We start from the raw sequence: 13,323 nt of genomic DNA on the forward strand, positions 1-13,323 counted from the left end.
ATCCGGCCGCGCCCTCCTACGTGGCGGCGGGTGGGGGTGCGGCCGGGGTCAGGTGGTGTCCGGGGTCCTGGAGGCGGTCGCCCTGGGCGGCCAGCATGCGGCGGACCACGGGCTCCGGCATGCGGATGACCACGGGCTGCGAGAGGGTCGCCTCCCGTACCGCCGTGGCCGCGGCGCCCAGCTTCCCGGTGAGCCTGTTCGTCACGGTGGCCACCACGGTGACGTCCACCGTGAACTGGACCAGGACCGCCTTCATCTTCGGCTTGTGCAGCGGCAGCGAGCCGGCGGAGTTCGCCGAAGCGTCGGCCGCGCCGCCCGACCCGCCCCCGTTGGCCAACAGCTGGTTGAGCCGGAACTCGTTCGCGTTGAGCAGCCCCGCGCCGAGCAGCGGGCGGGCCGCCCTGCTGTCGTCGGAGGAGCTCTGGCCGTCCTTCTGGCTCGGGCGCGGCGCCTCCAGATGACTCTGGCCCACCGTCTCGAAGGTCATCTTGTCGCCGAGGCCCAGCACCTGCCCGTCGCGCAGCCGCGTGTGCACGGAGGCCCGCAGGTCCTGGCCCTGCGGGCCGGAGGCGTGGACCGGCGGCAGATCGGCGCCGGAGGCGGTGAGCAGCGGCAGCGCGGCGATCATCCACTCGGTGGACACCGCCTCGTCCAGGGCGTACGCGGCGGCCTGCCCCGGGGTGCGGAACCGATGGCCGCCGCCCGCCTCCTTGACGGCTGCACTCACCAACTTCCTGACGTCATGGGCACCTGTGAAACCGTTGACCTGCGCCTCCAGCGGGAGCTTCACACCGGCATCCCGCCAGGCGTCGAGCCGGACCGCGCCGCCGCCGGCGCCGGCGGCGGCGGGTGGAGCGACGAGGGGCGCCGCCGGGACCGGCCGCACGCGGGAGAGCGCCTCCAGGTCCTTGCGCAGGATGCGGTGGGTCAGCGTCAGGCTGTTCATCTGGGAGAAAGCCAACCGGGTGTCACCCTTGTACAGTTCGAGCTTCGCCCGGATCGGCAGGTTCATCTTCGCCGACTTCGCGGAGCTGTCCGCCACGGACTTCATGCCGAGCTGGCCGCGGTTCACGGCGCCGCTGCGCCGCGAGTTGCCGGTCGCGTAGCCGAGGCCGCCCGCACCGCCCAGACTCTTCGGCTGCCCGGCGCCGCCGTCCGGTCTGGCCGATCCGCCGAGGATGCCCTCGATCCCGGCGACGGAGGCCTTGTCGTGGGAGTTGGCCTGCTGTGAGACGGCCGAGGTGATGTACTCCATGTCGCGGCCGTCGTTCGCGTCCTGCGCGTACGCGCCGTCGCCCGTGCGTTCGATCTTGAACACCGCCCAGTACGGGGTGTTGCGGCCGTCGAACAGTTCGACGGTGACGCCGCCGTCCATGGCGCTGGACAGGAGCCCGGCCGAACCGTCCCGGTCCAGGACGCGCAGCAGCCGCTGCACGTTGTCGTTGCGGTCCTTGAGCTGGCGCCGGGGCAGCAGGTGGTGGACGAGGTCCGGGTGCGTGCCCCCGGCGAGGCTCGTGCGCAGCTTCTCCAGCAGCGGGACGAAGTCCGGCAGGTCCTCGATCATGCCGAAACCGAGGGCGCGGTCCTTGCCGAGCACCGGGGGCGGAGCGCTCGCGGTGGCGGCTGCCGATGCCGATGCCGACGCGGACGAACCGGCGGCCGGTACCGGTTTCCGCTTGCGCACCTGTTCCCGTATCCGCGGCGGCAGCTGTGCCTCCGTCAGCCAGACTCCCGCCGCGGCGGGCAACGTCGTGGCGGCCTTCGCGGTGCACGAACCGCGGGCGGTGACGCCCACCTCCGCGACCATGTTGACCAGCACGTCGCACTGGACCAGGTACAGCGGGGCCTTCTTCGGGGTGTGGGCGTTGCGCTCGACCGTGCCGGACACGGTGAAGGCCTCCGCGTCGCCCTCGCTCGTGGTGCCGGACACCGCCAGGCCCTGGCCGGCCCGCCACTGGGGGCCGGTCTCCGAGCCGGTGACGCCGAACTGCACGGTGTTGGTGGTGACCTTGCCCCGCTGCCCGCCGGACTGGTGGCCGCCGAGTACGAAGGTCTCGGTGCCCGGGCCCGCGCCCTTGTGCAGCAGCCTCGGGTTGGCCAGGGCCAGCCGGGTGCCGACGGCGCCGTTCAGGCCTGCGAGGCGCCGCGGATAGCGAAGGTTCTTCACCACCCAGCCGGAGGACGCGGCCTGCCGCAGGGCGCCCTGGATCGCCCGCTCGCCGAACCGCTCCTCGATCGCCAGCCGCGGCGCGAGCCCCTCCGTCGCCAGCGCCGGGTCCTCGCGTACGTCCTTGTTGCCGGCGGCGGCCCGGGACAGCAGCCGCAGGGCGAGGGCCCGGATCGGCTCCCCGTCGAGGGTCTCGACCAGCTGCCAGTCCCGCAGCGGTTCGCCGACGGACGCCCGCAGGGTCAGCGTGGCCAGGTCGCCGATGCCCTCGGCCTTGACGGCGTGCTCCTTGGCGCCGGGCTGCGCCCGCCGGACCGAGGCGATCGAGTCGATCCGGTCCTTCCCCGCCCGGTCCACCGTGAACTCGGTCGGCGTGAGCAGCCGTACCCCCTGCTCCCTGAGGTCCAAGGACGCCACCGATTTGGGGTCCGGGACCGACTGGCCCGGAGTGCCGGGCGTGAGGCTCCGGGCCAGCTTGCGGGGCCGGGAGGTCATGGTGACGTCCACGTCCAGCTTCAGGGCCGCCTCGAAGGCGCTCGCCGTGTCGGAGCCGTTGGAGACGATGTCCGTACGGCCCGTGGGTCCCGCCTGGTTGCGGCGGGTGCCGATGCCGTGCCGCTCGTAGCGGGCCGAAGCCGACAGCGCGCCGGGGACGAGCCGGGCCTGGCCGAGGACCAGTCCGCCGAGCGAGCGCGAACTGCTGCGACCGCTCTGCGAATTGCTGGTGACACCGGCGTGGCTGCGCACCGACCAGTCCTTGATGTCGCCGGCATAGGCGGTGTCGCTGAGCGCGCCCTTGACCCGCAGCTGTACGTCGTGCGCGTGCAGGCTGGTCTTGCGGCGAAGCCGCACCCGGATGCCGGTGGACAGCAACTGGTCTTTGTTGATGCGGAGGTTGGTCTCCGACAGCGTGGTCATCAGCTCGCGGTAGTTGCGCCGCTGGGCCTCGGACTCCGCGCGGCCGGTGTTCTCGGCGGGCGCGGTGGCGCCGAAGGCGGGGAGGTAGCCGGCCAGGCTCGGGTCGGTGGTGAACAGGTCGAGCACGGCCCGCAGCATGGGCCGGGTGTCGAGCCGGCTGAGCGCGACGTTGGCTCCCTTGCCGCCGAAGGGGAGGTGGCGCTCGACGTCCACCTCGTTGCCGTCCGCGTCGGTCTGCGTCGGCTTCTTGACGAACTCCCCGGCCGTCATTCCCGGCGGCAGCGGCAGCCCGAACTCCTTCGCCTCGTCGGCCCGCAGGCTGATCCACACGTTCATCGAGTGCCCGGCTTCGCGGGCTCCCGGGCGCCGGGCCGTCTCGGGCGAGAGCGGGCCGATACCCACCGCGATGAACGACACCTGCCCGTAGTAGAGCGCCTTCTCGCCGCGGACCTCCGCGCCCTGCCGGCTGGAGACGGTCTGCTCGGTCACGGTGAAGCGCGCCTTGCGGGCGGCCGCGACCGGCATGGCGGTGCCCCGGACGACGGCGGCGCTCGGCGTCGCCCCGAACCCGACCGCCGGGCCCAGTCCGCCTTGGAAGGCCCGCCCCTTGCCCGCGCCCTCGGTGACCGAGGTCTGGGCCTGCTGGTGGGTGCGCAGCTGGGTCTTGCCCGTCCCCCAGGCGGGCGCGAGATCCGTGATCAGGGCGCGCAGGCGGTAGGCGGAGGCCGTTCTGCCGTCCTTGGCGTACAGGTCCTCACTGACCACGCCGTCGCGCAGCAGCCGGGGCAGATCCTCCAGGACGGTCGCCGTGGACGTCGCCTCGAACAGCCGGCCGCGGCCGGGCGCGCCGGGTGCGGTGACCGAGGGGTGCAGGACGGAGGCGACCGCGTCGAAGAGTCCGCCGCCGCCCTCGTGCGGGGCGGTGTTGTCGCTGACGGCGACGGCGGCCAGGGAGTCCGAGTGGTGGACGCGGCGGACCGTGGTCGGGTTCAGGGGCGTGAGCGGCAGGGGCCCGCGGCCGGTGCCCACCGGGACGAGGTGCTCGGTCGGCACCCGCTGGGTGAGCGTGCCGAGGCGTTTGTCGGGCCGCCGGGCCCGCGCGTCGCCGTGCTTCTTGACCCGTACCTCGTACTGCACCGTGCGCGGCACCTCGACGGAGCCCTTGTCGCTGCGCAGCACGCGGGGTTCGGCCACGTTCTTCTGGTGGCGGGACTCGCGGGACGACTGCCAGGGCTGTGCGTTGGCGGTGGCGGCCGGGCCGAACCACACCCCCGGCGCGACCGGCCCGAGCCCGAAGGCCACGCCTCCGACGCCCTTGCTCGCGTTCCCGCCGCCGGTGCTGCTCGCGGCGGCGGCGGTGTTGTGCTGGACGTCGACCTTGGTGTCCTTGCCCTCCGGGTGCTCCAGTTCGCTCTGCGGCTGCCCGCCGCCGGCCGGTAAGGCGGCGGCCGCGGGGTTGCGCTTGAAGGTGGGCGGGCGGTCGCCGGCGGCCCGGCCGATGCGGACGGTGACGTCGTACCACTCGTCGCCCGCCTTGCCCTGGACGGCGAACGCGCGGCCGGCCCCGAAGAAGCTCTCCGGACGTCCGATCAGCTCGGCGTGGATGTCGGCTACGGCGCCGTCGCCGTGCCCGACCTGCGAGGCGATCGTGTTGCGTACGAAGACGTGGTCCGTCAGCCCGTACGCCGTGGAGAGCCCGCCCGCCTCCAGTGCCATCAGGTACGGGGGCAGTTCGAATTCCGGGTCGGCAGCCGCCCCGGCGGAGGGCTGCTGCTGTGCCGCAGGCCCGGCGGCACCCCCGTACCGGGCCTGGTGCATGGCCTGCGTGAAGGCCGCGTTGCCCGCGTGCTGCCGGAAGCGGGCCAGGGTGTCGGCATCGGGTACGGGACGCCGGGTGGGGCGCGCCGGTCCGGGGGGCGGCTGCTGCACGCCGCCGGTCCGGCCCTCGCGGGTCTGTCGCGGAGTCTTCACGGGCACAACCCTCGCTACTGGGATCGGCTGCTGTTCGACGGGCCGAAGAACTCGATCTCGGCTATGGCGACCTGCTTGTCGGGGGCGGCGGCGTAGGCCGAGCGCAGGACGAACCGCACGGCGGTCACGTTGCCGGCCCGGAAGGTACGGCGCTGCCCGCCCGCGGCCTGGTCGAGGGTGAGGACGCGGGTGGCCGTCCTGCCGTCGGAGGTGGTGATCACGGCCTCGACGCGGCGCGGGAGGGCCGACTGGGAGAGCTTGTCGGCGCGCGTGGAGACCCCGGGGGTGATGATGACGTCGAGCAGCCGGGTGGGCCGGTCGAAGCGGGCCTCGACCCATTCCCCCGCGCCGGACTGGCTGATGCCCGGGCCCCACCAGGTGTTGTTCAGCTTGTCGAAGGCGAGCTGGGGGTCGTTCCCCGGGTACGCGTGCGATGCCTCGACGCTGTCCGGTCCGACCGGTGTCCGCTTGGCGAAGTGGTCGCGGACGGCGTTGACGGCGGTGTCCGCGTTCACGACGGCGGCGATCAGCAGGGTCAGTACCAGCGCCCAGAGCGCCCAGGTCATGAGGTACCCGAAGCCGCGGCGCAGGCGCGGGCGGTCGCCGGCCCAAGGGGTCTCCCGGTTGCGGAAGTCCAGCACGCGGCGCCACCAGGGACGCCGCCCGGGAACCGCGGGGCTGCCGGCCAGCGGCATGGCGCACACGCCGCAGAAGTGCCGGTCGGGCCGGTTGGGCGTGGCGCACCAGGGGCAGGGCGGGCCGCCTTCGACGCCCGTCTCCCGGCCCGGGGTACGGACCTGCGGGCGGTCCGCGACCGAGCGGCCCGGCAGTACGGGCGCCACGGACGGCGGCACCGCCTCCCGGGGCTCGGGATCGGCGACCGGCACGAGCAGGGACCTGGCCCGGGTGGACGCGTCGTCGGCGGCGGGGGCGACGGCCGCGGTGAGCATCGAGGAGGTGGCGGCGGTCTCCACTCCTTCGGTACCGCCCGACTCGGTCCTGCCCGATTCGGTACCGCCCGACTCGGTACCTCCCGGCTCGGCGGGCCCGGATCCGGAGGTGCCCGGGCCCTCGGCGGATGCGCCGCGCGGCGCGGGGGCCGGCTGCGCGGTGTCCGCGGCGGCCTCCGCGGCGGGAGCCGGGTCGCGGGCGACCGCCTCGCCACCGGCCGCCTCGCTCATCGCGCCCGCGCGGTCGGCCCAGCCCAGCACCGCGCCGCAGGAGTCGCAGAACGACTGATCGGGTTCCGCCCGGGTGCCGCACTCGGCGCAGTGCGCGGCCCTGTCGCTCCGCGCACCGGGGACGGGGGTCTGGCTGGTCATCTCTCGGGGTTCCTTTCCGCGGCGGTCACCTTGACCGCGTAGGGCATGTGGGCGGGGCGGGCCGCCGCCACGAGGCTGTCGAGCCGCTGCTCGTCCGCGGAGGTCGGATCGGGCAGCCGCAGCGTGACGTGCAGCCGCGGGCGGCGTTCCCCGGGGACCGGGCCGAGCGGCCGGGCGTTCCAGTCGGCGGCCCCGCTCTCGCTGATCTCCGGTTCCACCCCGAAGGCCAGCCGGATCGCCTCGGCCAGCCCGCGCCGGGTGCCCCGTACGCGGTGCAGGTACGCGGCGGCCGACACGGCGGCACGCAGCCGGTCCTCCGGTTCCGCCCCATCGGTCTCGGCGCCGACCCAGTCGCCCAGCCAGCGGGTGAAGTCCACCGGGGCCAGCGACGGGGTGAAGTACGAGTCCAGGCAGTCCAGGACGTTCAGGATCGGGGCGAGGACCTCGTCCAGCCCGGCGACGAAGTGCTGCGCCAGCTCGTCCTCGGCGAAGACCGCGGGCAGCATCGCGCCGAGCGGCGCGGAGGACCTCAGCCCGTCGACGGACCCCCTCGCGCTCATGCGTCGTCCCCGATCACGCGCACCCGGTGGTCGAAGGAGAACACCAGCGCGGCCGGTTCGAGGTCGATCCGGTCCGTCGCCTCGCCGCGTTTGCCGGTCAGCGGGTCCGCCGGGTGCAGCAGGACCTCGTCGACCAGCTCCACGCCGGGCACGCGCTGCAGCACCGCGTAGATCTCGCCCGCCTGGACCCGGCGGCCGAACGGCCAGCCCGTGCCCTCGGCGCCGCCGGTCAGCGGGTCGAGGTGGCGGTGGACGGCGTCGTGCGCCGTGCGCCGCACCCGGTCGGTGTCCACGCCGCGGAAGGCGTGCACGGTGGCGACGACGGTGACGCCCTGGTAGAACGGCGGGCCCACCGCCAGCCGCGTCCCGATCAGCCTGCGCTCGTCGAGGTGCCGGGTGATCCGCCGCAACAGGGCGTCACCGGGGACCAGTTGCTCGAAGCGCAGCCGCCCGCCCGGATCCGGTACCGCCTGCGGGACGACCAGCACCCGTACCGCGTACGCCCCGTGCTCGCTCTCCTCGCCCTCCAGGCAGGCGATCCGGGCGGTCTCGGGGGCGGCGCGGCGCGCCAGCTCCTCGTAGTCGCGCAGGGTCACCGCACGCTCCTGGGCGCGCAGCGTGATCGGCGCCCGGGTCTTGGCCTCCTCCACCGTCTCGCCGTCGACCCCGCCGCGCGCCGCCTCCCGGTTGACGACCTCGGAGACGTACGGGACGGAGTTGCGCAGCACCTGCACGGCGCCGCGCGCCACGTTCCCGGCCCGGCCGCCGCCGATGCGGTAGCGGCGGGCCCGCAGGACCGCGCCCTGCGGGGGCACCGCCCCGTACTGCCGCAGGGCGCCGTCCGGTTCCCGTACCGCCGGGCCGAAGGCGAGCTCCCCGGTCGCGGCGTCGAGCGTGACGTGCCGGTCGCGCGGGCCGGAGGCGGCGAAGTGGGGCACGACGTGCCAGTCGCGCCAGCCGTCGTCCTCGGCGCTCTGCAGCAGCACCGACGGGTCGTCGCCGACCACGGGCGCGTTCGCCAGCCGCAGCCGCTGGCCGGGCAGTCCGGAGGACTCGCCGAGGGCCTCGTCGTACACGGTCTCGGCGTGCACCACGCCGGTGGTGCCGCCGATGGTGAACGCCTCGGCGGACCGCACGGTCGGCGAGGTGGTGTAGAAGGGCTGCCCGGACAGCGGTTCGGTGACCCGGCAGCGCAGCCAGCCGGCCTCCCGCCCGCCGGTGCGGGACAGCGCGTGCCCGCCGGGGACGTGCAGCACGGCCTCGCCGGGCCGGTTGAGGCCGCCGGTGCCGTCCCGGTCGACCTCGCAGGCGGCCCAGCCGTCCTCGGTCCACGCTTCCCACACCAGCGGCGGCTGCCGCGGGTCCACGCCGACACCGTCGACCCGGCTGTCCAAGGCCAGCGCCACCGCGCAGTGCGGTACGGCGGCACTCAGCCCGAGCAGCATGCAGTCGCCGGGCCGCGGGGCCTCGGCGAAGCACATCACGTCCTTGTCCTCGGTGAGGTCGGCGGTCATGTCGGTGACGGCCTCGCCCCGGCGCTGCACCATGAGGTGGAGCAACTCGCACGGAACGACGTTCAGTTCCCGCTCGGTGGCGAAGACGACCGCCTCCTCGCTCTCCGTGCGCTGGGTGGCGACCTCGGTGCCGGCGGGCAGCAGCACCGGTTCCTCCTGCGGCGCGGAGAGCCAGAACGTGACGTCCGTACGGGCCGCCGACGGCGGGAAGAGCTGGATGCCGACCAGGTCGAGGAAGGCCAGGTGGTTCTTCTCCGGGACGCGGTTCAGCCGGTAGACGATCTGGTCGGCCATGTGCGCGACCGTCTCCACGAGCGTGACGCCGGGGTCGGAGACGTTGTGGTCCGTCCACTCCGGGGCGCGCTGCTGGATGTAGCGCTTGGCGTCGTCGACGAACTGCTGGAAGCGGCGGTCGTCGAGGTTCGGGGAAGGCAGTGCCATCAGCTTTCGCTTTCCAGAGAGGTGCCTGAGGTGCCCGAGGTGCCTGAGATACCTGAGGCGTACGAGGTCGCCGCGGCGGACGGGTCACCCTCGCCGGGCTCGTCGTGGGACGGGATGACGTAGAACGGGAAGACGAGGCTGCGCGGGTTGTTGGTGCCGCGGATGGCGTAGCGGACGTCGATGAAGAGCACGCCCTGGTCCGTGCCCGCGGTCACGTCGACGTCGGTCACCTCGATCCGGGGCTCCCAGCGGTCGAGGCTGACGTACACCTCGTGCTGGATGCGGCCCGCAGTGGCCTCGTTGACCGGCGCGAACACCAGGTCGTGGATGGCGCAGCCGAATTCGGGCCGCATCGGCCGCTCGCCCGGCGCGGTGGCCAGCACCAGCCGGATGGCCTCCTCGATCTCCCGCTCCCCGCTGACCAGGGCGATGCCTCCGGTCGGCCCGATGCGCAGGGGGAACGCCCAGCCGGACCCGACGAACTGCTCGGCCATCAGCAGACCACCTGCCTTCTCCTTCTCGACACGGACTTCACGGGATCGGGTACGGCTTGCTGTTGACCAGCACCGCGCCCTGCAGCATGAGCGAGGCGGCCCGGATGCCCACGTTCGCGGCGGCGCTGACCTGGATCGTCCCGGCCGCGTTGATCGTCGCCGCGCCCGCCGCACTGAGGCTGAGGGCGCCCAGCGCGTTGACGTTGACCGCCCCGCCGAGCGACCTGACGCTGACCAGCCCGCTGCCCTGGATGTTGAGCGGCCCCCCGCTCTTGATGGTCAGCATCCGGCGCGCGCTCAGCGTGAGGTCCGTGCCCGCCTCCACCGACACCGACGTGCCGCCCGAGATGGTGACGGACCCCTTGCTGTCCACCGTGATCTCGGTCCTGGTGCGGTCGAGGTTGATGGTGAGCCGGTCGTTGCCCGAGGCGATGCGAACGCCCTGCTTGCGGGCGCCGGTCGTCTGGCTGAGCAGGTCCACCCGGTTGCCGTCCCGGTCGGACAGCGTGTGCCGGATCGCCTTCTTCTTCAGCCCGTCGTGCAGCGGTACGTCCTTGACCGGGGTCGGCACGTCCCGGCCGTTGTAGAGGCCGCCGATGACGAACGGATGGTCCAGGGCCCCGCGGTCGAAGGCCACCAGCACCTCGTCGCCCACGTCCAGCGGGAAGATCCCGCCCCCGCCCTTGCCGCCCAGTTGCACGGTACGGGTCCAGTCGCTGACGTAGGTGTCGTCCAGCCACGGGAACCGCAGCTTCACCCGGCCCTGCTTCAGGGGGTCCTGTACGTCGGTGACCAGGGCGTTGGCCACACTCGGCAGCCTCGGCGCGGCGGCGCCGCCACCGCTGGAGGCCAGCCCGTACAGGGAGCGCCACTGCCGGCCGCTGACGGTGATCCAGGTCTGGTAGTGGCTGTCGTCGCCGAAGACGTGCCGGACGGACGTCACCGTGTACTTGCCCTCGAAAGGGGTGCCCACGTCCCTGAGCGTGACCGGCACACCGGGGCGCAGCTTCGGATTGCCGCGCACCGTGACCTCCAGCTCGGCGAAGGAGGAGGTGATGTCCTCGGCGAGGGAGTCGGCGGCGAACTTGACCTCGGACTGGCGGTCGTACGGGGTCTCCGTCTCCACCAGCTTCCCGGGCTTGAACGCCGAGGCCGCCTGCCCCGGGGTGGTGCCGATGGAGACGGCCGAGGTGCCGGTCGTGGGCGCCAGCGCGGTGAGCGGCCGCTTCGTGGTGACGTCCCAGCCGCGCGATTCGACCTTGCCGATCTGGTCCGCGGAGGTGACGGCGGCCCGGCAGCGCAGCACGTCCTGGCCGGCGTGCAGCACGAACGGGCTCTTCTCGCCGTCGGTGCTCGTCGGTGGCGCGCCGGCCGCCGGGACCGGCCGGACGAACTGGAACGTGCCCTTCGAGTCCAGCGACATCACCATCCCGTTCTCGTCGGCGAGCCGGGACAGGAAGTCCCAGTCGGTGACGTTCGACTGGCTGATGAACTCGTAGACGGTCTTGGTGGCCTGGACCCTGCCCAGCGGGATGCCGCTCTGCCCGGCCAGCTTGCGGGCGATGTCGGCGGCGGTCTGATTGCGGTACGCGGCGACCCGGCGCTGGCGCATCAGCCGGTGGCCCAGGTCGTAGCCGCGGATCACGGTGAACGTGCCGGTGCCGTCGTAGTCGGTCTCCATGCCGGTCACCTCGCCGGTGAGCAGCGGCGACGCCGCGCCCTTGCCGGCCGCGACGGGCGCGATGACCACCTTCGTACCGAACTTGACCTTCAGCTCGCCGAGCAGCAGCCCGTGCGGATCGCGGAACGTGAGCCGGAACGCGCCGGGCACCCCGGCCCCGAGGTCGACCCAGGCACCGACGAGATCGTCGGCGACGTGGTCGGGGAGCTTGGCGCCGCCGATCGAGACGTGGACGACGTTGGAGAAGGACGCCTGCACCATCAGTGACCACCCACTTCCTCGGCCGCCGGAAGGATTACTTCCGTGCCGGTCCTCAGCCGCGACGGGTCGTCGATGCCGTTGGCCTGCGCGATCGCCCGCCACACGTTCGCGTCCCCGTACTCCCGCCAGGCCAGCGACTGCAGCGTGTCGCCCGCGACGACCCGGTGCACGCGCTGCGCCGTGAGCGCGCCGGAGGTCGGGTTCTGTCCCTTGGTCTTGCTGGGGATCTCGTGCAGCCGCACCTGGCAGGTGGCCCGGATCGGCACACCCGTCGTACTGAACAGCGAGTAGGCGGCGTCCACGGAGGAGACGTACGCCGTGAAGCGGGCGGTGGAGAAGGAACCCCACTGGAAGACCACCCAGGGGGTGGAGGGCTGCTTGGCGGCGATGCTCTTCGCGGTCACCTCGCAGCAGGAGAAGAGGGACTCCACCTTCTTCAGTACGGAGTTGGCGCCCGGCCGGCCGGAGGAGTCCAGGAAGATCTCCACCGTCATCTCCCGGGGCTCCGGTCCCATGAACTCCGGTACGGCGCCGTCGCGCACCGCTGCGGTCGGGGTGGCCTTCCACTGCGCGCGCCGGCTGAGCGAGAGCTGGGACGGGTTGAACGCGAACGTGAAGTTCTTGATCAGCGCGCCCGGTGTGGTGCTCTGGCCGATCGGCGGCTCGTGAATCGCGAGCGAGGCGCGCACGAGGCTCTTGCCCGCGCCGCCCTTTCCTCCCTTGGCTGCCATGTGGTGTCGTCCCCCCTCAGTCCGTGAACCCGTGGTGCGTGATCTCCAGAACCTCCGTGGCCACGGCCGGGCTGTTCGGGTCGAGCGACGGGCCCTGCCAGCTGACCGGCAGTACGTCGATCAGCCCCCAGCGGGCCACCTCGGAACCGTCGGCGCGCAGCGCGGCGATCTGGGCGGTGGGGCGGGTGACGCCCGTGGTCACGGAGGAGATCCAGGCCGCGACCTTGGCGGTGTCGGGGGTCAGGGGCCGGGTCAGCCGGATGTTGGAGAAGGTCACCCGGGACGGGAGCTGCCAGACGAACCCGTTGTTGCCGCCCTCGTGGCGCTGTTCGATCTCCACCGTGGAGGAGAGTCCCTCGCACCCGTTGAAGTAGCCGAGGCTTTCGCCGTCGATGGTGAGGGTGAAGAAGATCGTGGAGCCCGGGTCGAGATCGCGGGGCATCGGGTGGGCCTTTCTGGGGTGCTGCCGGGTAGTGGGTCAGTGGCGCGGGTCGCGGAGCTTGCCGATGCGCTCCCGGTCGAGCCGGAACTCGGTACGGAGCTGTCGGGTGATCCGGCTGATGAGCCGGTGGGTGAGCTCGTCGAGCTGGAACTCGGTCAGGGAACGGGGGTTGAAGGCGGCGTCGGGGACGGGGGTGTGTGCATGCGTCGGGTGTGCCGCGTGTGGCGTATGTGCCGTGGGCGTGTTGTGGGTCGTGAGTTCGGCGGCGCGCTGGACGGTGCGGGGAGGCGGCGGTGGCGGGGACTGGGGTGTATGAGGCACGGGGGGCCGGGGTGGCACGGGAGGGGTCGCCGAGAACCGCTGCACCGGCACGACGACGGGCGGGGCGGGCTGTGCCTTCGGCGCGGCGACGGGCAGGGGGGAGCGCTGCACGGGAGGGCGCGTCGCCGCTGCCGTAGCGGCCGGGCCCGTCCGGGGGTCCGGGGCGGCGAGGCGCTGGACGGCGAGCGGTCGTACGGGGGTGCCGGTGGCCGTCCGCTGGACGGCAGGAGCGATGGGGGTGGCAGCGGTACCGGTACCGCGGTGCAGCGGCACGGCCGCCCTCGCCTGCGGATGGGGGGAGCGGACGCGCTGCGCCGTGGACGGCAGGGCGGATGTCAGTGCCCGCGCGGGAGCGAGCGCCCGTACGGGAAGGGCCGCGGGCGGCCCGTCCGCGGCGCGCCGGGTAGCGGGAGGTACGACGGCACGCTGGACGGCCGGAACCGGCCCGGGCACGCCGACACCGCCACCGGTGAGGGGCCTGCTGCCCGTCCGCTGCGCGG

Annotated in this window: 9 protein-coding genes; all 9 read right to left on the bottom strand. The window is 73.5% G+C overall.

All coding sequences use genetic code 11. From position 1 onward, the window contains the following. Nucleotides 1–16: 16 nt before the first annotated feature. Genes OG509_RS27850 through OG509_RS27890 form a run of 9 tightly spaced genes read right to left on the bottom strand, consistent with a single transcriptional unit; the run spans nt 17 to nt 13,276 of the window. The gene (locus OG509_RS27850; protein ID WP_406185250.1) at nt 17–5,056 is read right to left on the bottom strand and encodes a hypothetical protein; all 5,040 of its coding nucleotides are present in this window, start codon (nt 5,054–5,056) and stop codon (nt 17–19) included. Nucleotides 5,057–5,070: 14 nt separating this feature from the next. Further along, a complete protein-coding gene (locus OG509_RS27855; RefSeq protein WP_406185252.1) occupies nt 5,071–6,378 on the bottom strand; it encodes an NADase-type glycan-binding domain-containing protein in 1,308 nt (435 codons plus the stop codon). After that, complete coding sequence (locus OG509_RS27860; RefSeq protein WP_406185253.1) at nt 6,375–6,938, bottom strand: phage tail protein; 564 nt, start codon at nt 6,936–6,938, stop codon at nt 6,375–6,377. The genes OG509_RS27855 and OG509_RS27860 overlap by 4 nt, the downstream gene beginning before the upstream one ends. Next, nucleotides 6,935–8,893, bottom strand: a complete 1,959-nt coding sequence (locus tag OG509_RS27865) for a putative baseplate assembly protein (protein WP_406185254.1) — start codon at nt 8,891–8,893, stop codon at nt 6,935–6,937. The genes OG509_RS27860 and OG509_RS27865 overlap by 4 nt, the downstream gene beginning before the upstream one ends. Beyond that, nucleotides 8,893–9,387 (bottom strand): GPW/gp25 family protein, encoded by a 495-nt coding sequence (locus OG509_RS27870; RefSeq protein WP_406185255.1) that lies wholly within the window; start codon nt 9,385–9,387, stop codon nt 8,893–8,895. The genes OG509_RS27865 and OG509_RS27870 overlap by 1 nt, the downstream gene beginning before the upstream one ends. A gap of 37 nt (nt 9,388–9,424) precedes the next feature. Continuing rightward, nucleotides 9,425–11,329 carry a VgrG-related protein gene (locus OG509_RS27875; RefSeq protein ID WP_406185256.1) on the bottom strand — a complete coding sequence of 635 codons (1,905 nt, stop codon included), beginning with the start codon at nt 11,327–11,329 and terminating at the stop codon, nt 9,425–9,427. Then, nucleotides 11,329–12,060 (bottom strand): LysM peptidoglycan-binding domain-containing protein, encoded by a 732-nt coding sequence (locus OG509_RS27880; RefSeq protein WP_406185257.1) that lies wholly within the window; start codon nt 12,058–12,060, stop codon nt 11,329–11,331. Before OG509_RS27880 ends, OG509_RS27875 begins: the two co-directional genes overlap by 1 nt. A gap of 16 nt (nt 12,061–12,076) precedes the next feature. Continuing rightward, entirely contained in the window at nt 12,077–12,502 is a 426-nt protein-coding gene (locus OG509_RS27885; protein ID WP_385584931.1) for a phage tail protein, read from the bottom strand. 36 nt (nt 12,503–12,538) lie between these two features. Continuing rightward, complete coding sequence (locus OG509_RS27890; RefSeq protein ID WP_406185258.1) at nt 12,539–13,276, bottom strand: extensin; 738 nt, start codon at nt 13,274–13,276, stop codon at nt 12,539–12,541. Nucleotides 13,277–13,323: the final 47 nt, after the last annotated feature.

The sequence above is a fragment of the Streptomyces sp. NBC_01006 genome, assembly GCF_045162725.1.
Classification (GTDB): Bacteria; Actinomycetota; Actinomycetes; order Streptomycetales; family Streptomycetaceae; genus Streptomyces.